The organism is Actinoplanes sp. NPDC051411 (genome assembly GCF_040682075.1).
Classification (GTDB): domain Bacteria; phylum Actinomycetota; class Actinomycetes; order Mycobacteriales; family Micromonosporaceae; genus Actinoplanes.
In genome coordinates, this window is sequence record NZ_JBFBAD010000080.1 from 1 (window position 1) to 24,966 (window position 24,966).

Below are 24,966 nucleotides of genomic sequence, written 5' to 3' on the forward strand. Positions count from 1 at the left end.
CCCGCACCGCCGACGTCACACTGACCGGCCCGGCCCGAGCGCTGCTGCTGACCCTGACCCGACGGCTACCCCTCACCGGGCCCGACGCCGCCGGCATCAACGTCGACGGCGCCACCGACCTCGCCCGGCACTGGCTCGACAACACCGCCCACGTCAGCGGCTGACCGGCGTCGCCGCCCTCGGGACGGCTCGGACAACCCCGGCCCGGGTGCCGGCGGGAAACGGCTCAGAGCCATCCGCCCTGAACGGCGATGCGGATGGCGTCCACCCGGTTCCGCGCCCCCAGCTTGGTCACCGCCGAGGCCAGATAGTTGCGGACCGTACCGTACGACAGGTGCAGGTCGGCGGCGATGTCGGCCGCATCGCGCCCGTCCGCGTAGTGCTTGAGGATCTCGGCTTCGCGGGGCGACAGCGGGCTCGGCGGCACCTCCAGCGCGGCCACCGCGAGCCTCGGATCGATCACCCGCTCACCGCCGGCCACCCGCCGGACCGCCTCGATCAGGTCCGGCGAGGGAACGTCCTTGCCCAGGAACCCGGCGACCTGGACCCCGAGCGCCCGGCGCAGGTTGCGGGGCACCGCCAGCGCGGTCAGCACCAGCACCCGGCACCCGGGCAGGCGCTCGCGCAGCAGCGCCGCGGCGGTGAGGCCGTCCATGCCCGGCAGGTCGATATCCACGACCGCGACGTCCGGGCGCGTGGCCACCGCGGCGGCCACGACGGTGTCGCCGGAGGCGGCCTGCGCCACCACCTCGAGGTCGTCCTCGAGGTCCAGGACGGCGATCAGCGTGTCCCGCAGAATCTGCATGTCCTCGGCGACCAGCACTCGGATCACCTGAATCCCGCCTCCCCTAGGACACCAGCGCCGACACGATCAGCGCCGGGCCCACCGTCGCGTCCAGAACACCGCAGAATTCCGCGTACGGACGATGCACGACCTCGTTCCGCCGGTAGTAGTACGCGTCCCAGAAGGCGTGCGCAAGGAAACCGACACCGACCAGCAGGATCCCCCACCGCGGAGCGAGCAGTCCACAGACGAGTGTGACGGCGCCAAACCCGGCCAGCCCGGCCGTCTGCCGCGAGAACGTCCCGGTGTCCCGGTACCGCCCGCGCACCAGCGTCCACAGCCACAGCAGAACGGCGACGATCGACATGGCCGCCGCCGGACCGACCGGCAGCAGGTCCAGGTATTCGAGCACGTGCAGCACCGCCATGACCGTGCTCAGCGTCGCCAGCGCGATCCAGACCGTCCACGGCCGGCCCAGCGCGTACGTCATCAGATAGATCGCCGCCATCGTCACGACGACCGGGCCGAAGAACTCCACCTCGCGGCCGAACGCGGTGATGACGAGGACGGCACCCGCGAAGGCGGCGATCGCCGCCATCGTCGGCCACCGGTCGGTCAGCCTCATCCGCCTGGATGTCACTACTTCGGTCATGATCCACCCTCCTCGGAAAGTTGTTCCCGTCCACTTCGGCTACCGGCCGGCCATCTCAGGGACCGGGTCGGCCCGGTCGGCCGGGCCGGGCTCGGCTACCGTACGGCTGATCCGACGCGCCCGGACCAGGAGCCACACCGCGGCGGTGAGCGCCAGGCCGAGCACGCTGTACAGCAGCGGAAGCAGCGTCGCGCCCCACGGCCACCCCGGACCGGTCAGGCTGAGCTCCCGGACGGGGTATTCCAGCGTCTTGGACCGCCACTGCGCCGTCGGCACGTCGACCGTACGGGCCATGTTCTCCAGCACCGGAACGAAGGCGAATCCCGGCTGGGCGTGGACGTATTCGGGCGACCGGCCCAGCTCGGCCCGGACCCGCGCGTCCAGTGCCGGATCGCGGGTCCGGGCGGCGTCCGCGCCCGGGACGAGCAGGCGATCCAGGTTCTCGGCGCCGGACAGCCCCTGCCGAGGCAGGAACACCAGACCGTGCCGGCTGCGCACCGGTTCTGTGCCGTTCACGCCGAGCGCGGTCGTGTGCGCGATGTAGCTGACGTCGCTGTAGGTGATGAAGACCGAGGCCAGTTCGATCTCGCCGATGCCGTCGGTGACCAGCACACCGATGTCGTCGTGGGAGCGGAAGCTGAGATTGACGCCGGTGATCATGTCGCGCGGGCCGAAGGTGGACCGCGGCAACGGTTGCGGCGCGCCGGGCGAATAGTGGGTCCAGCCCACCGCCGTGGCCGCGGCGCTCGCGGCCCGCTCGCCCCGCAGGCGCTCGATGACCCGCAACGCGCCGTCGATGCCGGACAGCACGCCGCCCGTGGTGATCACGTTGCCGTCGTCGACGTACCGCGTGGCCCGGTGCCAGCGCACCCGCGGGTAGCTGTCCGCCAGGCCGCCGATGCGGAACCAGTGTGAGGTCGCGTCGTGCCCGTCCAGCAGCCCGGCCGCGGCGACTGTCCCGGCCCCTTGGCACACGCCGAGCACGAGCGCACCCCGCCGCGCCTGCCCGGCGAGCCAGTTCCGCAGCGCCGCGTCGGTCCCCGGCATCGCGGGCACCACGATCACATCGGCGACCCGTCCGGCCAGACGCCGATCCAATGCTGTGAAGTCGAGGTCGGGCACGAGATCGAGACCACCGGTCAGCGTGACCCGCTGCCGCTTGGGCGCCACCGTGTACAGGTTGAACGCTCCGCTCGCGGCCAGCGTCTCGTACGGGGCGAGGGTGTCCGCGGCGTTGGCTCCCTGAGTGCCCACGAGCACCGCCGCCGTAGGTTTGGCCGGGTCATGGGCCGGTGCGGCGAGGCTCCGCACCGATGCCGGCACCGAATCGTCGGCCGGCGGCTGGTAGATCGTGTGAAGGTAGGTCACGGCGTTGACCGAGCCCACGACGGCCGGCGGCGCCAGCACCGCGACGACGATCACGCCGGCCCGCACCAACGGCCTGGCCCACCGCCGGCCCGCTCCCGTAGCGTGCCGCGCGTGCGTGTACTCCGCCCGCCGGCGCAGCATCGCCAGCACCATCGCGGGCACCATGAGCAGGTGGCCGCCCACCATGACCGTCGATGCGAAAGCCGCACCGGTCCAGTACGGCACCAGCAGGACCAGGAACGGAACGAACATCGCAGCGCTCATTTCCAGAATGCTCGCCCACCCGTGCCGGCGCACTCGCATCCAGACCGCCATGCCGATCGACATGTCCGTCGCCATCGTGATCGCCAGCACGTCGGCCCGTTCCGCGGACGTGGGCAGGATCAGCCGCCAAACCGGAGCCAGCACCAGCATGCCGGCCGCCATCGCGACGACCATCTGCAGGAAATGAACCGAGAAACGCAATAGGCCGCGAATACGTTCACGGCGGGTGCCGCTATTCATCTCAACCTCCCGAGAAAACCTTTCCTGGGGGTCAATTCTCATCCGGCACCCGGGTCATTCATCAGTGCCGCGGGCACCGGCTCGACATGGTTTCCCCATGCCCGCGACATGCAGTCTGCATACGATTCCGCGTCCCGCCACCGACTTCACATCAGGACCGGCGACATATCAGGACCGGCGACTCAGCGCGCCGCGGCGCCAGCGGTCGGGATTGGTGGGCGGCAGCTCGTCCGGACGGCTCAGCCGAGCGGCGACAACGGCGGCCGTGAGCTCCCGGGTCGCGTGATAGACGCGGCGCCGGGCGTCCTCGTCGGTGATGTTCAGCTGTTGCGCGGCCTGCCGCGTCGTCTGCCGGCGAAAGTACGTCGCGACCAGGATCTCGCGGTGCGCGGGTGGCAGAGCGTGCAGGATCGCTTCGATCGGATACCTCAGGATGTCCCGTTCAGCGCCCGGCTTCGCGCGATGACGGCGTCGGCGGCGAGGGGTGGCAATGGCATGTCTGGGCGGCACCCACAGCACTCTGGTGGTCGGCCCGGCCCAGCTCCAGTGCGCACCCGCGGCGTAGTCGGCCGGTTACCAGCCGGGGCCTACTTGCCGGCCGGCTCGTATACCAGCCGGCTTCCCCAGCCGGTCGAACGTCCGCCCCCGGCCGGCAACTAGCAGAATCGGGGCAGGTGATGGGCGAACTGGGCCTGCCAGGATGGCCAATCGTGCGGGACGTCGTGCCCCCACAGATCCATTTCGTGGCGGATGCCCTTGGCTGCCAGCAGGTCCGCCATCCGCCGGGTCGATGCCAGCGACCCGGTGGTGTCCTCCCACTGTCCCTGTCCGCAGACGAGCAGCAGGGACAGCCGTGACCGCAGCCAGTCGAGATGGGCGCCGTGCAGATTCGCCACGTACGCGACGGGGTTGTTGAAGTAGAGCGCCTCGCCCTGCTCGCCCCACCCGCGCCAGGTCGTGGGGTCGTAGTTGCCGGAGAAGCAGAGCGCCAGCGGGAACACGTCGGCCCGTTTGAAGGCGAAGTTGAGCGCGTGGAAGGCGCCCAGCGAGCAGCCGGCCGCCGCCAGTTCGGCGGTGCCGCCGCTGTCGTCGCGGATGTGCGGCACCACGGCCTCGAGGATCCACGACTCGTACGCCTCGTGCCGCAGCGCGCGTTCCTCGAGGGGAAGGTCGGTGGCCGACCAGGTCCCGGCGTCGAACGAGTCGACGCAGTAGAGCTTGACCCGGCCCGCGTCGATCAGGTCGCCGACGGCGGCCACCATGCCGCGGTCCGCGAACTCACCCGCGTAACCGCCTTCGGTCGGGAACACCAGGACCGGGCGTCCATAGTGCCCGTAGGCGGCCACCGAGCCGAAGGCGCCCGCCGGGGACCACAGATCTGCCGTGTAGTGCCGCATCCCGCCATCCTGCCCCATTGCCGCCGAGGTCCGGCTCGGCTGATCAGCGGGCCCGGGACGGCGGCCGAGGCAGCAGGCAGGCGCGGGGCCACCGTTCAGGAGCCGGGCCGGTGGGGGCATTCCACCGGCCCGGCGGTTCGCCTACCGCAGACTCCATTGCTGGTTCGACTGGCCGTTGCACGACCACAGGATGAGCTGCGTGCCGTTGGCCGTGCCCGCACCGTTCGCATCCAGGCACAGTCCGGACTGGACACTCGTTATCGTGCCGTTGGAGTTCACGTTCCACTGCTGATTGGTCTGGCCGTTGCAGTCCCAGATGATGACCGTCGTGCCGTTGGTCGTTCCCTTGCCGTTCGCGTCCAGGCACTTGTTGCCGTACACCGTCAACTGTTTGCCCGAAGTGGACGTCCAGAGCTGGTTGCTGCCGGCCCAGCAGTCGTACAGCTGCACCTGGGTGCCGTTGGTGGTGGACGCGTTCGGCACGTCCGCGCACCGGCCCGACTGTCCGCCGACGATTTCCTTACCGCTACCCCCGCCGGTACCGCCCCCGCCGCTCGACGTGCCGTAGCCGGCGGCCACGATGTTGGCCTGCACCGAGTTCTCCGTCGCGTCCGACGGATAGCCGGAGGTCATCACGCCCTCGTAGAAGGTGCCCGCGGAGCCCTTGCTGTTGTCCCCGCCGATGCCCAGGATGATGGCCCCTTCCTTGTGCATCGGGTTGTACCCGGACACGTTGGGGCGGGCACCGCTGTAATACGTCGACAGACCGCCGGACTGCGCGTTGCCGGCCCGGATGGCCCAGTGATTGGGCTGGCCCTTCACGATGGCGGTCACGAAGCGGTCGTTGATGCTCGGGTCGTTCGCGTTGTAGCCGGCGTTGACGCCCGAGAACAGGCCGTTCTCCAGGTCGGCCATGACCCACGGCCCGTTGCCCGTGCCGTAGCCCCAGACCTTGATGTTGCCGAAGTAGATGGCCTCCATGTGCCCGTTGCCGGTGTCGTTGCTGCTGGTCTCGGCGTTGCCGTAGTCGAAGCAGCAGCCGCCGTTGTAGTGCGTGCCGTCGAAGATCGCGTACATGCCCTCGGCGGCGTCACCGGTCGCGATGCCGTTGGTGCTGTTGTTGCGGTAGCCGGTACCGGCCGCCACGTAGACGCCGTAAACCTTGTTCCCGTTGATGGTGATCGGTGCGGCCGTGGCGTTGGCGAGGTTGTCCGGGCCGCCGGCCGCGCCGCCGCCGGGCGCCTGGGTGAGGTCGTTGCCCCGGCCGGTCTGGTCGTAGATCCGGGTGATCACGCAACTGGTGCCCGAGCAGAACGAGTCCTGGCCGGCCGCGTCGGCGTAACCGCCCGCGCTGGTCGGCGCGATGCTGCGGTACGTGTTGTCCGACGAGCGCCGTACCTGGTAGAGCGGCCCGGCGTAGGCGCCGAACAGGGCCCGCGTCGTGCTGTGCGCGGCGACGCAAGGCGTACCGCCGGAGGCGTAGATGTCGCAGGGGCCGGTGGTCGCGGCCTGGGCGGGCGCCATGGCGGCGAGCACGCCGCCGAGCAGGGTCGCGACGCCGGCCGCGGCCAGCAGGGCCCGTTTCAGGCCGCGCGGGGGGATGGTGAGCATGTGAACCTCGCTTGTCGGTGTGGGGGCGTGGCCGGCGGCATCGGCCGGATGGGCATCGCGAGCGAACCACCACAAGGACGGGATTGTGAACGTTAACTAACGACGCGGATCGATTGTTACGCCGGCATCGCGGAATAGTCAACGCCGTGATTCTTTATGGATTTCGGCCTAGAAAGCGTTATGCGGACCGACGTCGAGAAGTCGTCCGGTTCGCCCGCCCCGCCGTTAGCGCTCTCAGCGCTCAGTCGACGCCGCGGATCCGCTGGTTCCCAGGTGTGTCCGCAGCCAGCTCTCGGTGTTGCTGACGTGCAGAAGTGCCGCCGCCTGGGCCAGCGGGCCGTCGCGGGCCACCAGTGCCCGGTAGATGGCCTCGTGCTCCGCGAGCGTACGGCCGGCGGCGTCGGCGTCGACGAGCCCGCGCCAGATCCGGGCGCGCAGGGTCCGGCCGGAGATCCCCTCCAGAAGAGTGACCAGGGTGTCGTTGCCGGTCGCCGCGATGACGGCACGGTGGAAGGCGGCGTCGTGCTGGTTGAGCAGCTCGACGTCGTCGCGGGCCTCGCTCATCGCGTCGAGGTGCCGTTTGACGTCGGCCAGGCCGGGCTCGGCGATCCGCGTGGCGGCCAGCGCGGCGGCCACCGGCTCGAACAGGCGCCGGACCTCCATCAGGTCGAGGATCGTCCCGGTGTCACCCTGTAACAGCTCGACCGCGCCGATGAGGCCGCCGAGCAGCAGGTCAGGCTGGAGGCTGGTGACGTAGGTGCCGTCGCCGCGGCGGATCTCGAGGACGCGTGCCACAACGAGGGACTTGACCGCCTCGCGCATCAGGTTGCGCGACAGGCCGAGCTCGGTGGCCAACTGCGGCTCGGGCGGAAGTTTGGAGCCGGGGGCCAGCTCGCCGGACTGGATGAGCTCCCGGATGCGGGCGATGGCCTTGTCGGTCAATGACATTACGTGCCCACCTCCGGGGGGACGACCACACTAGCGCGCGAGCGGGCCCGGTCGATCAGGCCGGCCGGACGCGGGAGGCCCACACGGGCCCGTCGGGGTAGGCGTACCGGGCGAGGGAGGCCGGATGCATCTGCGCGCTCAGCCCGGGGACGGTGGGGGCGGCGTACCGGCCGTCGATGACGCGTACCGGATCGATGAAGTGTTCATGGAGATGGTCGACGTATTCGATGACGCGGTCCTGGAGTGTGGCGGAGACCGCGACGTAGTCGAACATCGACAGGTGCTGGACCATCTCGCACAGCCCGACCCCACCGGCGTGCGGGCAGACCGGCACCCCGAACTTCGCGGCGAGCAGCAGGATCGCAAGGTTTTCGTTGATGCCGCCGACCCGGGCCGAGTCGATCTGGACGATGTCCACCGCGCCGGCCTGCAGCAACTGTTTGAAGACCACCCGGTTGGCGACATGCTCGCCGGTGGCGACCTTGATCGGCTGCACGGCGCGCCGGACGGCCGCGTGCCCGAGGATGTCGTCGGGTGAGGTGGGTTCCTCGATCCAGTACGGGTCGTACGGGGCCAGCTGCCGCATCCAGTCGATGGCCGGTCGCACGTCCCAGCGCTGGTTGGCGTCGACGGCGATACGGACGTCATCGCCGACCGCATCCCGAGCGGTTTTCATCCGCCGCACGTCGTCCTCCACGGAGGCGCCGACCTTCAGTTTGATCTGCGTGAAGCCGTCGGCGACGGCTTCCCGCGCCAGCCGGGCCAGTTTCTCGTCCGAATAGCCGAGCCAGCCGGGCGATGTCGTGTACGCGGGGTAGCCGCGGGCCAGCAGCAGGTCGATCCGTTCCCGGCGCCCGGGTCGCGCGCGGCGCAGGAGGTCGAGTGCGTCGTCAGCAGTGAGCGCGTCGCTGAGCCACCGGAAGTCGACCTGGGCGACGAGTTCTTCGGGCGACATCTCGCTGAGGAACCGCCAGACCGGTTTGCCGGCCCGTTTGGCGGCCAGGTCCCAGGCGGCGTTGACGACCGCGCCGGTGGCCATGTGAATGACCCCCTTCTCCGGGCCGAGCCAGCGCAGTTGCGGATCATGAACCAGCGACCGGGCGAAGCCGCCGAGATCGCCGCACACCTCGGCCACCGCCCGCCCGATCACGTACGGGCTCAGGGCGGCGATGGCGTTGGCTTGCACGTCGTTGCCGCGGCCGGTGGTGAACGCCAGCGCGTGACCCTCGAGGCCGTCCCCCGCGTCGGTGCGCAGGACGACGTACGCGGCCGAGTAGTCCGGTTCCGGGTTCATCGCGTCCGAGCCGTCCAGCTGCTCGGAGGTCGGAAATCGCACGTCCAGGACGTCCAGCGCGGTGATGCGCGGGGAATCGGGCGCGGAATCAGGCATTGTCACGTCTCTCAGTCCTGGATCTTCCCGCCGGTGATGCGCGAGACGATCAGCGCGGCGAGGATGATCAGCCCGTTGAGGGCCCCGATCCACTGCGCGGGGATACCGGCCAGCGTGAGCACATTCTGGATCATGAACAGAAGCAGGATGCCGGTGAACGCACCGAACATGGTGCCCTTGCCGCCGTTGAGGCTGATGCCACCGATGACCGCCGCCGCGAAAACAGTGAAGATGTAGCCGTTGCCCTGGGCCGAGGCGACCGACGCGAGCCGCCCGGAGAGCAGGAGCCCGGCCAGGGCGGCGAGCACGCTACCGGTGACGATGACGATCCAGAGCACGCGGTCGGTGCGGATGCCCGCGGCCTTGGCGGCGTCGACGTTGCCGCCGATCGCGTAGAGCGACCGGCCGAAACTGGTCCAGCCGAGCACGACGATGGCCACCGCGTAGAGCGCCAGGCAGATCCAGATGGACGCGGGCACGCCGAACCATTCGGTTGTGCCGAGGTAGAGCATCGACGCCGGCAGGTGGAAGAAAGTCTGGCCGCCGGAGATGCCGGTCAGCGCCCCGCGCAGGACGATGAGCATGCCGAGCGTGACGATGAACCCGTTCAACCCGAAGCGGATGATGAGGACCGCGTTGAGGGCACCGATGAGCGCGCCCACGGCCAGGGTGACCGGGATCGCCCATCCCCCGCTGAGCAGGCCCAGCCCGTGCCCGGCCCCGACCGGCACCACGAGCCAGGCCGCCACGCCGGGGGCGAGTCCCATGGTGGATTCGAGCGACAGGTCCATCTTCTTGACGATCAGAATCATCGTCTCGGCCAGGACGAGCAGAGCGATCTCGGACATCGTCTGCAGGACGTTGAGCAGGTTGTCCGGCTGCAGGAAGACCGGGCTGACGATCTGCCCCACGACCGCGATGATCAGGATGGCCGGGACCAGGGCGAGATCGCGCAGCCGGGCGACCGGGACCCGTCCACCGATCAGGCCGCGTCGCCGGCCCGCGGCGGCCGTCTCGTCCGGCGCGGAGGTGCCCGCGAGGGCGGTGTCAGGCATTGAGGTCCATTCCTTCCATGGCGGCCACGAGGTCGTGGTCGTGCCAGCCGCGGCCGATCTCGGTGGTCAGCCGGCCCTGGAACATCACCAGGACGCGGTCACAGACGCGCAGGTCGTCGAGTTCGTCGGAGGCGACGAGCACGCCCGCCCCGGAGCTTGCGGTCTGCTTCACCTTGTCCAGGAGGAACTCCTTCGACCGCACGTCAACGCCCGCCGTCGGGTTGATCAGCACCAGCAGCCGGGGATCGTCGGCCAGCGCCCGGGCCATCACGACCTTCTGCTGATTGCCGCCCGACAGCCCGGACACGGCCAGGTGCGGACTCGGCGTCTTGATCGCGAGGTTTTCGATCAGGCCGGACGCGATCCCGTCCCGGCGCCGGGAGTTGATGAAGCCGTACCGGCCCAGCCGAGCCGGCACGGACAGGGTGCCGTTGTCAGCGACCGACATGTCCGGGACGAAGCCTTGACGGTGACGGTCCTGGGGAACGAACCCGGCGCCGGCCGACAACGCGTCCGGAACGCTGCCGGGCCGGGGACGGCGGCCCGCGATCTCGATCTCGCCCGCCGCCGCCGACCGCAATCCGACGACCGTCTCCGCGACCTCGGTCCGGCCGCTGCCGGCGGCGCCGGCGAGACCGACGATCTCTCCCGCACCGATCCGGAAGCTCACCGCCCGGTACGCGCCGTCGGCGCCGGTCAGGTCGCGCAGGCTCAACGCGGCCGGCGCGGCGGCGTCCACGGTACGTACGTCTTCCGGCCGCTCGGTGAACGCGGCGTCGCCGGTCATCGCGGCGACCAGATCCGCGCGCGGCAGCTCGGCCACCGGCGCGGTCACGATCCGCCGGGCGTCCCGGAACACCGTCACCACGTCGCATATCTCGTAGACCTCCTGCAGGTGGTGACTGATGAACAGGAAGGTCACGCCCTGCTTCTGCAGGTCCCGGATGTGCTCGAACAGCCGGTTGATCGCGGCGCCGTCCAGCTGTGCGGTCGGCTCGTCGAGAATGATGAACCGGGCCCCGAAGGACAGCGCCCGCGCGATCTCCACGAACTGCCGTTGCTCGACGGACAGATCGCCGGCCGAGGTCCGTGGGTCGACATCCACCGACCACGCCGCCAGGAGCTCGGCCGCGCGGCGGCGGGACGCGGACCAGTTGATCAGGCGGGCGGGCCCGCGGTCGTACCGGTTGAGGAAGAGGTTCTCGGCGACGGTCAGCGCCGGGATGATCGTCGACTTCTGGTAGACGCAGGCCACCCGCCGCCGCCAGGCATCGCGATCGGCGAGCCGCGGCGCGGGCCGGCCGCCGAAGGCCACCCGGCCCTCGTCCGGCGCCTGTAAACCGGTCAGGATCGACACCAGCGTCGACTTGCCCGCCCCGTTGCGGCCGACCAGGGCGTGGGTCTGGCCCGCCGCGACCACCAGGCCCACCCCGTCCAGCGCGACTGTGGGCCCGTACCTCTTCGTAACGCCCGTCGCCTCGACGACGGGCGGATCCGCCCGGGAGTCGGTCATCGGTCCGCCTTCAGCTCAGGTTGTTGCCCCACAGCGAGGTGTCGTCGCTCTTGACACTGGTCACGCCGCCGTACGAAGCTCCGTCCTTCGTGACCAGGGGCGCCGACAGCTGGTCCTCGAGAACCCCGTCGCGGATCTGAATGATCGTGCTGTGGTGGTCGGTCGGGCCGGGCTTGAAGGTCTGCCCGGCGATCGCGGCCTTCACGTAGAACAGGGCGTACTTGGCGTACAGGTCGGCCGGCTGCGACACGGTGGCGTCGATCTGACCCCCGGCGATGTCCTTGAGCTCCTCCGGGATGCCGTCGTTGGACACCACGAAGACGTGTTTCGGGTCGTCCGGACCGACCAGCAGTCCCTTCTGCTTCAGCAGTTGCAGCGTGCCGGACAAGGCGAAGCTGGACTCCATGTAGACGCCCTTGATGTCCGGGTTGGCGGTCAGGTCGGTCTGCAGCTTCTGTGCTGCCACGGCACCGTCCCAGTTGGTGGCTTCACCGAAAACCTTGATCTGCGGGAAGGTGGCCTTCATGCAGTCGTTGAACGCCTCGGTCCGGTCCCGGCCGTTGATCGAGTCCAGGCCGCCCTCGAGCATGACGATCTTGCCCTTGCCCTGGAGCTTGGTGCCGAGGAACTGGCACGCCTTGGTGCCGTAGGCCCGGTTGTCGGCCCGGACCACCATGGCGACATTGCCCGAGTCGGGACGGGTGTCCACGGTGACGACCGGGATCTTCTTCGCCGCCAGCTGGTCGAGCGCCGGCGCGATCGCCGCGGTGTCCTGCGGCGCCATCACCACGCCCTTGACTCCCTGACTCATGAACGTCTGCACGTTGGCGGTCAGTTTGGCGACGTCGTTCTGTGAGTTGGTGGTCTTCAGCGTCAGCCCGAGCTGGCCGCCGAACTGCGGGGTGTACTTGATGAACGAGTTCCAGAAGTCGGTGTCCGACCGTGGATAGTCGACTCCCACCACCGGCTTTCCGCCCGCCGCGGTGGTATCGGAAGCCCTGCCACAGGCGCTGACCAGGATCAGCGCGGACGCGACGGTCGCGACGGTCCGCAGGACGGTTATGTGCTTCATCGCGGCTCTCTCCTACCGGGTTGCCAGGCGGACGGGCGATGTTTCAGGTCCGAGAACTTCGTGTGCGCATCGCGCGACATGGGATGTATTTATATGCCTCGACTTCGTCGCTGTCCACGTCCTGCCCGTTATACGGGCTGGTTTCGCGAATGTACAGTGATGCCACCCCTCAAAACCTCGGAGTCATCCCATCAATAACTCTTGCCATCCATAGGACGTGTGATGTTCTATGGATTGAGGTATGTCGATGGTGCCCTCCCCGGCCAAGGAACGGCGAACGGCACGAAGATCCAACTGCGGGTTTTACGGACGGGTCGAACCAGCAGCGGACCTTCGTAGCTGAGCCGGGCCCAGGGGTCAGGCCATGGTGGAGGCCTGGCCCCGCCGCCGTCGATCTCCTCATCCTGCCCGGAATCGGGTGGATCTCCATCAATCCGGCGGCGGTGCCGCATCTTCGGGACCGCTGCGCATTCAGGAGGAATCGTGTCCCGTCGTTCGATGCTGCTGCGGTTCAGTGCCGCCGCAGCCGTTGTCTCCCTCGCCCCAGCATTAGCGGTGTCCATCGGTTCCGGCACGCCGGCGAACGCGGCCACCGTGACGACCGCCTGGCAGAACGGATCGTTCTCGAGGAACGTAGGCGGGATCGTCTCCCGCTCCAATGTGGTGCTCGGCCGGCCCAACACCTCAGCGACGCAGTTCCTGCCGTTGGGTAACGGCTCACTGGGCGTCGCCGCATGGGCCGCGAACGGCTTCACCGCCCAGCTCAACCGCAGCGACACCATGCCCAACCGGCTGTCGCCCGGCCAGGTGACCATCGGTGGCCTGTCGGCGATGACCTCGGCCTCGAATTTCGCCGGCTACCTGGACCTGTACAACGGTGTCCTGCACGAATCCGGCGGCGGCATGACCCTGCAGGCCTGGGTGCCGGCGGGCAAGGACGAACTGATCGTCGACGTGACCGGGGCGAACCCCGCCAACCGGGTGGTCGCGAACCTGAACCTGTGGAGCGGCCGCTCCCCCGCGGCCTCGGCCTCGGGTGCGGTCGGCGCGCTGGCCCAGTCCTGGTCCGACAACTCGCAGACCGGCCATTCGAACCAGACGTTCGGCGCGATGGCGGCGATCACCGCGGGCGGGCAGAACGTCACCGCCTCGGTGGTCAACTCCACGCAGGTACAGGTCGGCGTCAACCCGGACAGCAACGGCTCGTACCGGATCGTCGTCGCCTCACCCTCGTGGACCGGCGGCAACGCCGTGTCCACCGCCTCCGCCCTGATCGCCGGCGACACCACCGCGGCGACATCCGGCCTGCTGGCGACCCAGTCGACGTGGTGGAACCGGTACTGGTCCGGCAGCGGCCTGATCGAGGCCAGTTCCGCGGACGGAACCGCCCAGTACATGGAGAACCTGAACACGCTCTACCTGTACTTCGAGGCCGGCATCATGCACAGCGGCCAGTACCCGGGCAGCCAGGCGGGCCTCGCCGACCTCTACAACTTCAACCAGGACCATCAGGCCTGGTACCCGGCCGGGTACTGGCTGTGGAACCTCCGCGGACAGATCTCGGCCAACCAGGCCTCGGGCAACTTCGGGCTGAACCTGCCGATCTTCGACATGTACCTCAACGACCTGCCGGCGATCGAGTCGTGGACCACCGCGAACATGAACGGCAAAGCCGGCGCGTGCGTGCCGGAGACCATGCGGTTCAACGGCAACGGCTACTACAACGGCGGCGGCATCACCGCGAACGCCTCGTGCGCCGTGGCCTCCAGCCCCAGCTTCAACGCCGAAACCATCACCAGCGGCGCGGAGATCGCGCTGTGGATCTGGCAGCAGTACCGTGACACCGGCAGCCTGAGCTTCCTGCAGAAGTACTACCCGCTCCTCCAGCAGACCGCGACGTTCCTGCTGGCCTGGCAGTCGGCCGGCTCGGACGGCTATCTGCACTCGGTCGACAACGCGCACGAGACACAGTGGGCGGTGCAGGATCCGACCACCGACATCGCCGCCGACCAGGCGCTGTTCTCCGCCACCGCGAGCGCGGCGACGCTGCTCAACACCGACTCCTCGCTGGTCTCCCGGCTGCACACCGCACTCGGGCAGATCCGGCCGTACGCCCGAACCGACCAGGCGACTCACAGCCAGCTGCTCGGCCCCTCCGCGGACGCGTCCGGCACCGACGTCATCGGCAACTCGTACCAGCCGACGGCGGCGATCCACAACACCGAGAACCTCGGGCTGGAGCCGGTGTGGCCGTACGGCGTGATCGGTGACAACACCGTGGTCAACGGCGACAACCTCACCGCGCTGGCGCAACGTACGTACAGCCATCGGCAGTACGTCAACACCCCGGACTGGACGTACGACTCGATCCAGGCCGCCCGCCTCGACCTCTCCTCCGAGGTCGCCACCGACCTGGTGAACAGCACCAAGACCTACCAGCAGTACCCGTCCGGCCTGGCCGCGTGGAGCGCGGGAACGCTGGACGAGCCGTACATCGAGCACGTCTCCAACGTCGCCGCCACCCTGGACGAGGCGCTGGCCACCGACTACGACGGCACGCTGCGCTTCGCGCCGGCCTGGCCGGCGGGCTGGGACGTGTCCGGCACGGTGTACGTCCAGGGCGGGTCGAAGGTCGACGTTCAGGTCGAGGGCGGCACCCTGGCCACGGCCGCGATCGAGGCCGGGAGCACGCAGACGATGACCGTACGCAACCCGTGGGCGGGCCAGCAGGCCGAGGTGGTCAACGGCTCGACCGGCGCCGTGGTGGTCTCCCCGACCACCGCCTCGACGCTCAGCGTGCCGGTGACCGCCGGCGCCACCTACCTGGTGCAGAAGCCGTCGGCGCCGACCGCGTCGCTGCCGTTCGCTCAGGTCACCGGCGTCGCGGCGCGGACCAGCCGGTCGTTGGGCAACGCCACCATCGGCCTGAGCGGCGGTGGCGGCACCGGCGGCACCGGCTCGGCGCTGCGTAACGTCAGTGCCGGCCGCTGCCTGGACGTGCCGAACTCCTCGCAGACCAACGGCACCCAGACGGCGCTATGGGACTGCAACGGCGGCACCAACCAGCAATGGACGCTGACCTCCGCCAATCAGCTCCAGGTCTATGGCACCAAGTGCCTGGACGCGTCCGGGCAGGGCACCACCAACGGCACCGCAGTCGCCATCTGGGACTGCAACGGGCAGGCCAACCAGCAGTGGACCCTGAACTCCGACGGCACGATCGTCGGAACCCAGTCGCATCTGTGCCTCGACGCGACCGGCAACGGGACGGCGAACGGAACGCTCGTCGAGTTGTGGACCTGTAACGGCGGAAGCAACCAGAAGTGGACCCGGTGACCGGCACCCCTTAAAAGCTCCGGGCCCGGTGTGTTAGAACCCGGGCCGGAGGTCTATCTGTCAGCTACGGGACCACTTCTGGTTGTTGCCACCGTTGCAGGCCCATAGATCGATCAGCGTTCCGTTCGCGGTGCCGTTCCCCGCCGCATCGAGGCAGAGATGGGACTGCACCCCGGTGATCGTGCCGTCCGAGTTGACGGTCCATTGCTGATTGGCCTGCCCGTTGCAGTCCCAGATCACGACCGCCGTGCCGTTCGCCGTGCCCTGCCCGGTCGCGTCCAGGCACTTGTTGCCGTACACCTGGAGCTGATTGGCGGAGGTCAGCGTGAACTGCTGGTTGGTGCCGCCGTTGCAGTCCCACAGCGCCGTCTGGGTGCCGTTGGTCTGGGAGGCGTTCGGCACGTCGAGGCATCGATTGGCACCGACGTTCCGGAGGGCGGACGTGGATCCGCTCGAACCGCCACCGGAGCCGGCGACGACCTTGAGGTTGTCGAACTGGGCGGTCTCGCTCCGGCCGGTTCCGATGCCCACCTGCCCGGCGCCGAAGGTGCTGTCGGTGACCGAGCCGACCGTCGTGCCGTCGATGACCGCGGTGATGGTGCTGCCGGAGAAGCCGAGGGCCAGGGTATGCCACCGGCCGGTCCCCGGTGCGGTGGTGCTGCCGCTGCGCAACGTGGTCATCTGGGCGCTGGTGTTGTTGCGCAGGATCGACCAGGCACCGGTGTCGCTGACCCGCAGATAGTAGGCATTCTGGCCGTTGGTGTCGGTGGTGTTCTGGGAGCCGGCCCGGCCGAGCAGCTCGGCGTAACCGGCCTGTTCGAGCAGAACGTCGGACGAGACGGTGTAGTTGTTCCAGTTCACGTTGCCCAGCACGGCGTACGGGTCGGCGGCCGTCTTCCAGACGATCGGCTCCTGCGTGGTCTCCTGCCGCACGCACATGCCGGACCGGCCGCCGCCGCACGAGACGGCCTCGAACGACCCCTGCATGTCCATCAGGTACTTGGCTTCCTTGCCCGCGGCGTACTGGTCGAAGTTGTCGCTGTACGGCAGGCTCAGCGACCCCTGGGCCGGCGCGGTGGCGGTGCCCTTGCCCTGGCCGGTCGTCGTGGTGACGGTGTAGACGTACCCGGGCTGAACGGTCAGGCTGAAACCGCCGCCGGAGGGCGTGATGTCCGTGGTGTGGGCCAGGTAGTCGGCCGCATTGCTGGAGTTGAGGTTCGTGGCCCAGACGTGCACCTGGCCGGTCGACAGCCCGCCGGTGACCGCGAAGTTCAGGGTCTGGGCGGCGGTGGCGTCCATGGTCTCGATGACCGTGCTGTAGTCGGAGGTGCTGGGGGAACGCAGCGAGACGTAGCTGCCGTTGCCGCGGTTGCCACCGATGTAGCCACTGGAGGAGTCCAGGTACTTCCAGCCGGGCGACGTGAACTGGGTGGTCTGGGCGACCGTCCAGGCCTCCTTGCCCACGCTGTACCAGCCCGACCACGGCTGGTTGGCCAGCATCAGGCCGACGGTGGACCACGGCACGTTCGGGGTGACCGCCGCGATCAGGTCCCAGTTGAGGTAGGCGGTCATCCGGCCGTCGATGTAGCCCCGGTTGATTCCGCGGGCGAGCGGCTTGGCGCCGTCGTTGTAGTCCTGCGACCCGTTCTCGCTGGCCCACAACGTCTTTCCGGTGCCGGTCGCGGTGGACGAGACGGTGCAGGTGGACTCGGCGCTGAGGTAGCCGCACGGGTAGTGACCGCCGATGACGTCGACCACGCCACGCAGGGTCGCGTTGCTCGCCACCGTGTTCGCCGGGTTCCAGCTCCCCGGGTAGTCGTCCCCGAAGATGATCTTCACGGCCGAGTACCCGTTGGCGTTGAGCGCGCTACGAAGACTGATCGTCCAGTTCGCGTCGGTTCGTTTCTCGTTCTGGGCGGCGGTGAGGTAGTCGATCGTCAGGTTGTGCTGCTTGGCGCAGTTCATCCAGTCGATCATGTAGTTGACGGTGTCGGTCGACATGAAGTTGCCGTTGCCCAGCCAGCCAGGCGCGCCCCAGGCCAGTGCCGCCAACTTGATATTGGGATTACGCGCCTTGGCCTGCTCCATGATCCACCACTCGTAGCCGCGGTTGCAGTTCAGGTCACCGCGAACGTGCTCGTGGCTGGGTTCGGCGCCGCTGGTCGAGTTGGTGTCACCGCCGATCTCGACCTTGAGAACCTGCAGCGCGGCGCCGTAGCCGGGCTTGAACAGGTAGTCCAGGATCTGAGTGCGCTGGGGCTCCGGGTAGTCGATCAGCAGACGGCTGTTGCCGCCGCCACCGCTGACCGCGCCGACCCCGTCGAAGGTCTGGCCGCCGGAATTGCCGTTGATGGTGATCGAGCTTGCGGCCTGCGATGGGCCGGCGGTCGCGGCAACCAGGCCGGTGGTGGCGAGGACAGCGGCTCCGAACGCCGCGAACGCCTTACGTAGCTTCATGAGCGCGTGCTCCACTTCTGATTGGCCCCGCCGTTGCAGGCCCAGAGGATCAGCTTCGTGCCGTTGGCCGTCCCGGCGGCGTTGGCGTCCAGGCACAGGCCCGACTGCACGCCGGTGATCGTGCCGTTCGCATTGAGATTCCACTGCTGGTTGGTCTGCCCGTTGCAGTCCCAGATGATCGCCGCGGTGCCGTTGGTCGTGCCGGCCCCGCTGGCGTCGAGACATTTGCTGCCGTACACCTGCAGTTGCTTGCTGGAGGTGCTGGTCCAGCGCTGATTCGACCCGCCCGAGCAGTCGTACAGCTGGATCTGCGTACCGTTGGTGGTGCTGCTGTTGGGCACGTCGGCGCATCGGCCGGACTGGCCGCCGACGAGCTCCGCCCCCGGCTGACCGCCGGAGGAGGCGGGCGTCAGGTAGACCGCGAAGGCGTCATGCGATGCCTGGAAGGTGATCGGCACGTTGACGGCGCCGCCGGAGAGGGTCATCGTCTGGTTGAGAACCACCTGCGGTGCACTGAGTGCTGCCTGGTCCGGGATGCGCTCGACCATCACGTTGACGCTGCCGCCCCCGGCCAGCCAGGTGTTGGACGAGACCCCGTTGAAGGTGACCGTCGCGCTGCCGGTGTATCCGTTGCTGTCGCCGATGACGGCCACGGCCCGGCGGTTGGTGCTGTCGATGGAGGCGGAGATCGCGGTGCTGCCGACCTGGCCGGAGGTGTTGACCAGGGTGCCGGTCATGTCGGCGTAGGCGCGCATCGCCCACCAGTTGCCGCTGGTGGTCCAGTTGCCATTGCTCTGGGTCAGGATGCCGGTGAGGTTGGGGGTCATGCAGCACACCCAGTTGCCCCGCATCGCGTTGCTGTAGCCGGACTGCGCGAACCGGGCGAGGTACCACGCGGTGACACCGGCCGTCTGCCGGTCGGCGGGCTGATACTCGTTGGCCGACAACGGCCGGGCCGAGATTCCGGCGGCCGACAGCTGGCTGTTGAGGGCCTGCGACACCGTGACCGGGTCGTCGACGTCGCCCTCATCGTGGTTGGTGATCCAGTCCGGTACGGTTCCGGCGGACTTGACGTGGTTCAGGAACGTGCTCCACTGCGCCGGCCGGCTCTGCGGGGTGTACGCGAACGACGGGCCGACGATCTGCGCGCCCGGCGCCACCTTGCGGAGTTCCCGGTACGCGGTGTCCCACATCTGGAAGTACTGGGTGCTGTTCACACCGGCCTTCCAGAAAACGGAGATGTCGGGTTCGTTGTCGATGTCGTAGGCGAACGGCAGTCCGGTCGCTTGCAGGGCGCTGACGGTGGAGTCGATGAACGTCGCCCAATTGGAGCAGTTGCCGTTGTCACAGGGGTAGACGGTGTTCGAGGGCTGGCCGGCGTTGAGCCCGTACAGGTCGCTGAGCAGCACCTGGTACTGGGGATGGTTTCCGACCTGATTCAACCGCCGGGCCTGAGCGACGATCGAGGTGATATCGGCCTGGGTGGCGGAGCCGAACTGGTAGTTGTCCTTGATCCAGCCGCCGGAGAACCAGCCGCCACCCCGGAAAGCGTTGATTTTCAACGGCTGGATGAACTGGTCCGCCGGCAGCGTGGCGTCCTGGTTGATCCCGTACAGGACGCCCTCGCCGACCAGCGTGGAGGTTCCCCGGCTGGAGGCCAGGTCGACGCTCAGGGCCTCGTTGGTGGCCGCCTGGCTCTCCCCCGCGACGGTGAGCGGGACGGCGGCCGCCAGGACCATGCCGATCGCGATCGAGGCTCGTGCGGCGAGCCGGCCGAGCTTTCTTCTCTGTTGCATCGATGTCTCCGGTGGCGAGTCGATGATCATTGTCGAGTCCACTTCTGGTTGGTGCCTCCGTTGCACGTCCAGAGCTGGACCTTGGTGCCGTTCGCGGTGGCGTTTCCGTTGGCGTCCAGGCAGAGCCGGGATTGCACGCCGACGACGGTGCCGTCGGACGACAACATCCACTTCTGGTGGTTGCCTCCGCCGCAGTCCCCGATTTCCACGGCCGTGCCGGCGGCCGTGCCTTGTGCACGCGCCTGCAGGCACTTGTTGCCGAAGACGCGAAGCTCGCCGGCGGAGTCCGGCGCGAAGCGCTGCCCGGCGCCGCCGTTGCAATCCCAGAGCTCGGCGGCCGTGCCGTTCGTCGAGACGCCTCCGGTGATGTCCAGGCACCGGCCGGACTGGTTGCCGGTGAGCCGGGAATAGGCGGGCAGCGTGATGCCTCCGGTCGCGGTGTCGAGCCCCCAGGACGGGAACCAGCTCATGGCCGCGGTGCCGGTGCTGGTCAGCGTGATGGGCAGCCAGACCGGCAGCGACGAGTACAGATCACCGGAGTTCCAGCGGTCGCCGACATAGACGTAGTTGGTTCCGGCGCTGCCACTGATCGGCAGCAGGAACGACGTCTGCGAGTCGTAGGTGCGCGTTCCGGAGGGCGCGAAGTTCGTGAACGCGCTCCACGGGCCGGCCGGCGAGGTGGCCGTGGCGTAGACGTTGTCGTTGGTGCCCCAGCCGGTCAGGTGCGAGGTGAGCAGGAAGTAACGACCACCCACCTTCGCCATGGCCGGAGCCTCCAACGAAGGAAAGGTGGCGACGGTGCTCTGTGCGCTGGTGTAGTCGGCGGCCAGGCGTTCGATCCGCATGCCGGCGGCCGGGTCCTCGTGAATCATGTAAGCGGTGCCGTCGTCGTCCTTGAACAGCCCGAGATCCCGGCTCGGGTGGCCGAGCGGCCGGGTCGCGCCGAGATAGGTGTACGGCCCGCAGGGCGTGTCGCTGGTCGCGACACCGGCGCGCTGGTCGCTGTACGAGGTGTTGTCGATGTGCATCCACATCACGTACTTGCCGGTGGTGCTGTTGTAGATCACCTTGGGCCGTTCCACGATCCGTCCGGGCCCGAGGTCGCCACTGGCCTGTCTGGACAGTGCGTTGGCTTGTCTGGTCCAGTGCACCAGATCAGTGGATGAGTAGCATGCCACCGCCGTGAAGGTGGAACCGGCGACCTTGTCCTCGCCCACCATGTAATAGGTGGAGCCCCCGGTGAAGATGCCGGCCCCGTGCGCCTGCAGCCGGTTGCCGGCCGTGTCGGTCCACATGGTGCCCGGGACGACCGTCGCGGTGGCTGCTTGCGCCGCGCGGGGCGCGACCAGCAACGCCAATGCGACGGCGGTCGTCGCGGCGAACGCGCGCAGCAAACGTGAGTGCGTTTTGACCATCATGCCTCCTGAATGACAGCAAGGGGCGCGAGCGACGTCGGTCACGCGAGTCTCGGCCGGGGCACCGAGGAAGCGGTGTGCGGCAGCAGTTGAGAACCGGTTCGACAGCGATGCCCGTTAATACGCCTGCAACATAGGTCGTACGTGTGACGAAAGTCAAGTGATGGCTGCCGATGCGTTGCACCGCCCTGACGACCCGCAAAAGACGCCCTTTAGCTGCGAAGATCTGCGTCCACGTCCGTACCCGGGCAGGCGCCGGCGGCGAGCCGGTGAGATCCGCACGTCGCACCGATCTCCTCTGTCCAGCGGCGCCGCCAGCCAGAAATTTCGGGTCTGAAACCTCCGTGAGCGAATCGGTTCGATAGATGAGGGTGTCTCAGCAGACGCCGGGCGGCGGTCGGCCGGTCGCTACTTCGCCAGGGCTGGACGGACCCGGAACGAGCTTGCGGTCCGGAATGCGGCGTCGTCCTGCACCTGGTCCACCCACAGCTCGCGGCCCCGGCGGTGCAGGAACCAGCCCGGGTAGTTGGACGCTTCCAGCATGATGGAGCCGGCCTCCGCGCCGTCCTTGACGCAGAAGGTGGCGTCGCTACGGAACAAGGGCGTTCCCTGGTCGGGATCGAGGCGGAAGCGCCACGAGGCGTGCCGCAGATACCGGTCGTTCTCGGTGCGGAACGAAAAGCAGCCCGGCTTGGCGAGACCCGCGATTGCCGTGAAGGTCGCCGGGCGCCGAACGGCAAGCGCACTGCCGGCCTGGATCGGTGTCAGGACGCCGAGATCGTCGGCGGTCGTGACGAACAGCCCCGGCTCATCGGCGGATTCCAGCGACATCGGCTGCCCCGGGCGCAGCGAGACGATCGCGGTCGCCGGGGGTCTGGTGGTGGCGATGGTCGCGGGCGTCCGGTTGGTGGCGGAGGCCCGCGGTGCCGGCGACGTCGTCGCATGTTCCGGCCGGGCGAGCGCGGGCGCCGCGTTGACCGTAGGCGACGGTGCCGCTGTCCCCGGTAGATGGGTGACCGTCACCGCGGTGCCCGCCGCCAGGGCACCGGCCGCGATCGTCGCCGCGACGGGATGCGCGACGATCGACTGCACGAACTGGCTCAGGATCCCGGCCTTGATGCCGACGCCGCCGGTCGCACCGGACGCGCTCGCCAACGCGGCCGTGGTCACCACGGTTTTGCCCGCCACCGCGGCGGCCAGCCCGACCGGAACCGCCAGAAGGGCGAACGCGGGAAGCAGGCGCTCCACCGGGATCATGTCGTGCGCCGGACGCCCGCAGATGTCGCAGGACCGGACATGCCGGCCCAGACGCTTCCGCCACAACGGGATCGGGACGCCGTCCCACTCCGCGACTGCCGCTGCGAGCCCGTCACACCTCGGCCGGGCGTCCAGCGCGGCGACGATCTCCCGGCTCAGGTCGAGCTGCTCACGCATCCGCTGGATCCGGACGCCCGCGTGGGCGACTCCGGCCCCGAGGGCCGCCGCGACTTCGGTACGGGACAACTCCCCCGCGCGCTCCAGCAACCACAGTGACAGCACTACCCGATGGTCCGGGTCCAACCATCGCCCCGCCTTCAGGACCTGGCGGCGCTGGGCCGACAGCTCCACCTCGAGCACGGTGACGTCCTCGAACTCCGCGGCCAGGTCCGGCATCCCGGCCGCTTCGTCCAGCGAGGCGGCTCGCCGCTCACCCGCCGCCCGGCGGTGCAGATGGGTGCTGATCTGGTGCACGGCGATGGTTACGAGCCAGGAACGGAAGCTCTCCACCTGGCGCAACATCGGCAACTGGCGCAGAGCTCGCACCATGATGTCCTGCACGACGTCGTCGGCGTCGGCCTGCCCGTCCATCGCCCGCCGCACGATGCTGTAGACCAGCGGCAGGCTGGCCGCGACAAGGTCGTCAAGGGCACGGCGGTCGCCCGTCTGAGCCGCGACTACCAGGCTCGCCTCGATCGTGCCTACAACTCGCATCTCACATCACCGTTGTAAAGGTTGATTTCTCCGGCGCCACGGGCGTGGACCATCACCGAGATGATCCACGCCCCATGCCGGGTCCCGACTCAGCGGTATCCGGCGGCGACGACGTTCGCTTGAACGGCGTTCTCGGTGGCGTCCGACGGGTAGCCCGCGACGACGGCGCCTTCGTAGAATGTGCCGGCGCTGAGGTTGGCGCCACCACCCGGCTTGCAGCAGTCGCCCCCGCTGCCGAGCACGATCGCGCCCTGCTTCTTCATCGGGCTGTACCCGCTGGGCAGGCTGCCGTCCCACAGCGTGTAGAGGCTGCCCGACTGCGCATCGCTGCCCTTCATGGCGAACCGCGACGTGCCGTTGTTCTTCAGGGTCGCGGTCACGAACTTGCTGCCGAAGGCGCGCTGGCCGGGATTCCAGGTCTGGCTGCCACCCGGGTAGAGACCCCACTCCAGATCGGCCTGCACCCACGGGCCGGTGCCACTACAGCCACCGAACCAGCACTGGGTGCCGAAGTTGATCGCGTCCATGGCGCCGGCGGCATCCGCCTTGCGGGTGGTCTCGCTGTTGCCGTAGTCGAAGCAGCAGCCGCTGTTGACGTGTTTGCCGGAGGTGACCATGTAGATGCCTTCGGGCGCGGTGCCGGTCGGCACACCGGTCAGATGCCCATCGCGCCAGTAGCTGTTGCCGGGATTGATGTAGAGGGAGTAGGCCTTGCCGCCGCCGACGGTCAACGACTCGCTGGTCGCCTTGGCCGGGCTGCTCTGTACCGACCCGGGCACGGCCGCGGAGCCCTGGTACCACAAGTCGTTGCCGTGTCCCGACTGGTCATAGACGACGGTCACTGCGCACGTGGTGTTGGCGCAGAAGGAGTCCTGGGCGGCCGCGTTGGCAACGCCGCCGGCCGCCAGTACGCCGATCTCGCGAGTCGCGTTGTCCGAGGAACGCCGGACCTGGTACAGGTTGCCGCCGTAGGAGGCGAACAACGCCCGGGTCGTGCTGTGCGCGGCGACGCAGGGTGTGCCGCCGGCGGCGTAGATGTCGCACGGTCCGGATCCGGACGGTGGGGGTGTCGTGGTTCCCGACTGCGACCACTTCTGGTTGCTCGCGCCGAGGCACTGCCAGAGCTGCACCTTCGTGCCGTTGGCGGTGCCGTTGGCACTGGCGTCGAGACAGAGACCGGACTGCACCCCGGTCACCGTGCCGTCGGTATTGACGTTCCACTGCTGGTTGGTCTGCCCGTTGCAGTCCCAGATGATCACCGAGGTGCCGTTGGTGGTGCCGCGGCCGTTGGCGTCCAGGCATTTGTTGCCGTAGACCATGAGCTGCTTGCCTGAGGTGTACGTCCACGACTGGTTGGCCTGGCCGTTGCAGTCCCACAGCTCTGCCTGCGCCCCGTTGGCGGTGCTGGCGCCCGAGACGTCGAGGCACCGTCCGGATTGACCGCCCACGATCGCCGTGGGCGTGCCCACCGTCGCCGCGGCCGCGGCGGCAGCCGGGATCAGCAGCGCCGCGCCGGCGGCGAGCAGGGCGACGGCGAACGCGGCCGGGGCACGGAGCCCGCTGCGCCGGTCGCGCCGATGGTGCAGAACAGCCATGGCGATTCCTCAAGGCTCGAAGGGGTACGGAGATTGACAGTGCTGCATGCCAAGCCGTGTTAAAAACTGATGATAACGTTCACAACTTTGCCGTCAAGGAAG

17 protein-coding genes are annotated in these 24,966 nt (G+C 68.8%); 1 reads left to right on the forward strand and 16 read right to left on the reverse strand.

Annotated elements, in window-relative coordinates:
* Nucleotides 1-226: 226 nt before the first annotated feature.
* The 11 genes from AB0M88_RS34845 to AB0M88_RS34895 all read right to left on the reverse strand — a co-directional run bounded on the left by AB0M88_RS34845 (nt 227) and on the right by AB0M88_RS34895 (nt 12,294).
* Nucleotides 227-832 carry a response regulator transcription factor gene (locus AB0M88_RS34845; RefSeq protein ID WP_364110058.1) on the reverse strand — a complete coding sequence of 202 codons (606 nt, stop codon included), beginning with the start codon at nt 830-832 and terminating at the stop codon, nt 227-229.
* A 16-nt stretch (nt 833-848) separates the two neighbouring features.
* Nucleotides 849-1,436, reverse strand: a complete 588-nt coding sequence (locus tag AB0M88_RS34850) for a hypothetical protein (protein WP_364110059.1) — start codon at nt 1,434-1,436, stop codon at nt 849-851.
* A gap of 39 nt (nt 1,437-1,475) precedes the next feature.
* On the reverse strand, nt 1,476-3,308 hold the full coding sequence (locus AB0M88_RS34855) for a DJ-1/PfpI family protein (protein WP_364110060.1): 1,833 nt from the start codon (nt 3,306-3,308) through the stop codon (nt 1,476-1,478).
* Between the two features lie 168 nt (nt 3,309-3,476).
* Nucleotides 3,477-3,827 carry a sigma factor-like helix-turn-helix DNA-binding protein gene (locus tag AB0M88_RS34860; RefSeq protein ID WP_364110061.1) on the reverse strand — a complete coding sequence of 117 codons (351 nt, stop codon included), beginning with the start codon at nt 3,825-3,827 and terminating at the stop codon, nt 3,477-3,479.
* 137 nt (nt 3,828-3,964) lie between these two features.
* Nucleotides 3,965-4,705: an alpha/beta hydrolase-fold protein gene (locus AB0M88_RS34865; RefSeq protein WP_364110062.1), complete on the reverse strand. Its 741-nt coding sequence runs from the start codon at nt 4,703-4,705 to the stop codon at nt 3,965-3,967.
* A 141-nt stretch (nt 4,706-4,846) separates the two neighbouring features.
* Nucleotides 4,847-6,316, reverse strand: a complete 1,470-nt coding sequence (locus AB0M88_RS34870; RefSeq protein WP_364110063.1) for an arabinofuranosidase catalytic domain-containing protein — start codon at nt 6,314-6,316, stop codon at nt 4,847-4,849.
* A 234-nt stretch (nt 6,317-6,550) separates the two neighbouring features.
* Nucleotides 6,551-7,264 (reverse strand): FadR/GntR family transcriptional regulator, encoded by a 714-nt coding sequence (locus AB0M88_RS34875; RefSeq protein ID WP_364110064.1) that lies wholly within the window; start codon nt 7,262-7,264, stop codon nt 6,551-6,553.
* Nucleotides 7,265-7,319: 55 nt separating this feature from the next.
* On the reverse strand, nt 7,320-8,654 hold the full coding sequence (locus AB0M88_RS34880) for an enolase C-terminal domain-like protein (RefSeq protein WP_364110065.1): 1,335 nt from the start codon (nt 8,652-8,654) through the stop codon (nt 7,320-7,322).
* 11 nt (nt 8,655-8,665) lie between these two features.
* Nucleotides 8,666-9,709, reverse strand: a complete 1,044-nt coding sequence (locus AB0M88_RS34885; protein WP_364110066.1) for an ABC transporter permease — start codon at nt 9,707-9,709, stop codon at nt 8,666-8,668.
* Entirely contained in the window at nt 9,702-11,222 is a 1,521-nt protein-coding gene (locus AB0M88_RS34890; RefSeq protein WP_364110067.1) for a sugar ABC transporter ATP-binding protein, read from the reverse strand. Before AB0M88_RS34890 ends, AB0M88_RS34885 begins: the two co-directional genes overlap by 8 nt.
* Before the next feature lie 10 nt (nt 11,223-11,232).
* Entirely contained in the window at nt 11,233-12,294 is a 1,062-nt protein-coding gene (locus AB0M88_RS34895) for a sugar ABC transporter substrate-binding protein (protein ID WP_364110069.1), read from the reverse strand.
* Between the two features lie 483 nt (nt 12,295-12,777).
* Between AB0M88_RS34895 and AB0M88_RS34900 the strand changes: the two genes are divergently transcribed.
* Nucleotides 12,778-15,630, forward strand: coding sequence for an RICIN domain-containing protein (locus AB0M88_RS34900; RefSeq protein WP_364110070.1), 2,853 nt, complete (start codon nt 12,778-12,780; stop codon nt 15,628-15,630).
* Between the two features lie 60 nt (nt 15,631-15,690).
* Here AB0M88_RS34900 and AB0M88_RS34905 read toward each other — a convergent pair whose 3' ends face one another.
* The 5 genes from AB0M88_RS34905 to AB0M88_RS34925 all read right to left on the reverse strand — a co-directional run bounded on the left by AB0M88_RS34905 (nt 15,691) and on the right by AB0M88_RS34925 (nt 24,864).
* Entirely contained in the window at nt 15,691-18,087 is a 2,397-nt protein-coding gene (locus AB0M88_RS34905; RefSeq protein ID WP_364110071.1) for a ricin-type beta-trefoil lectin domain protein, read from the reverse strand.
* On the reverse strand, nt 18,084-19,883 hold the full coding sequence (locus tag AB0M88_RS34910; protein ID WP_364110072.1) for a ricin-type beta-trefoil lectin domain protein: 1,800 nt from the start codon (nt 19,881-19,883) through the stop codon (nt 18,084-18,086). The genes AB0M88_RS34905 and AB0M88_RS34910 overlap by 4 nt, the downstream gene beginning before the upstream one ends.
* A 26-nt stretch (nt 19,884-19,909) precedes the next feature.
* Nucleotides 19,910-21,301: a ricin-type beta-trefoil lectin domain protein gene (locus AB0M88_RS34915; RefSeq protein WP_364110073.1), complete on the reverse strand. Its 1,392-nt coding sequence runs from the start codon at nt 21,299-21,301 to the stop codon at nt 19,910-19,912.
* Nucleotides 21,302-21,706: 405 nt separating this feature from the next.
* Nucleotides 21,707-23,269: a sigma-70 family RNA polymerase sigma factor gene (locus AB0M88_RS34920; protein ID WP_364110074.1), complete on the reverse strand. Its 1,563-nt coding sequence runs from the start codon at nt 23,267-23,269 to the stop codon at nt 21,707-21,709.
* Nucleotides 23,270-23,358: 89 nt separating this feature from the next.
* Complete coding sequence (locus AB0M88_RS34925) at nt 23,359-24,864, reverse strand: arabinofuranosidase catalytic domain-containing protein (protein ID WP_364110075.1); 1,506 nt, start codon at nt 24,862-24,864, stop codon at nt 23,359-23,361.
* Nucleotides 24,865-24,966: the final 102 nt, after the last annotated feature.

What these genes read in the sequence shown, in the direction of transcription:
- AB0M88_RS34885 (WP_364110066.1), bottom strand. Translation starts at nt 9,709, where the DNA reads ATGCCTGACACCGCCCTCGCGGGCACCTCCGCGCCGGACGAGACGGCC.
- AB0M88_RS34915 (WP_364110073.1), bottom strand. Translation starts at nt 21,301, where the DNA reads ATGATGGTCAAAACGCACTCACGTTTGCTGCGCGCGTTCGCCGCGACG.
- AB0M88_RS34920 (WP_364110074.1), bottom strand. Translation starts at nt 23,269, where the DNA reads ATGCGAGTTGTAGGCACGATCGAGGCGAGCCTGGTAGTCGCGGCTCAG.
- AB0M88_RS34850 (WP_364110059.1), bottom strand. Translation starts at nt 1,436, where the DNA reads ATGACCGAAGTAGTGACATCCAGGCGGATGAGGCTGACCGACCGGTGG.
- AB0M88_RS34910 (WP_364110072.1), bottom strand. Translation starts at nt 19,883, where the DNA reads ATGCAACAGAGAAGAAAGCTCGGCCGGCTCGCCGCACGAGCCTCGATC.
- AB0M88_RS34925 (WP_364110075.1), bottom strand. Translation starts at nt 24,864, where the DNA reads ATGGCTGTTCTGCACCATCGGCGCGACCGGCGCAGCGGGCTCCGTGCC.
- AB0M88_RS34905 (WP_364110071.1), bottom strand. Translation starts at nt 18,087, where the DNA reads ATGAAGCTACGTAAGGCGTTCGCGGCGTTCGGAGCCGCTGTCCTCGCC.
- AB0M88_RS34875 (WP_364110064.1), bottom strand. Translation starts at nt 7,264, where the DNA reads ATGTCATTGACCGACAAGGCCATCGCCCGCATCCGGGAGCTCATCCAG.
- AB0M88_RS34865 (WP_364110062.1), bottom strand. Translation starts at nt 4,705, where the DNA reads ATGCGGCACTACACGGCAGATCTGTGGTCCCCGGCGGGCGCCTTCGGC.
- AB0M88_RS34880 (WP_364110065.1), bottom strand. Translation starts at nt 8,654, where the DNA reads ATGCCTGATTCCGCGCCCGATTCCCCGCGCATCACCGCGCTGGACGTC.
- AB0M88_RS34855 (WP_364110060.1), bottom strand. Translation starts at nt 3,308, where the DNA reads ATGAATAGCGGCACCCGCCGTGAACGTATTCGCGGCCTATTGCGTTTC.
- AB0M88_RS34895 (WP_364110069.1), bottom strand. Translation starts at nt 12,294, where the DNA reads ATGAAGCACATAACCGTCCTGCGGACCGTCGCGACCGTCGCGTCCGCG.
- AB0M88_RS34870 (WP_364110063.1), bottom strand. Translation starts at nt 6,316, where the DNA reads ATGCTCACCATCCCCCCGCGCGGCCTGAAACGGGCCCTGCTGGCCGCG.
- AB0M88_RS34890 (WP_364110067.1), bottom strand. Translation starts at nt 11,222, where the DNA reads ATGACCGACTCCCGGGCGGATCCGCCCGTCGTCGAGGCGACGGGCGTT.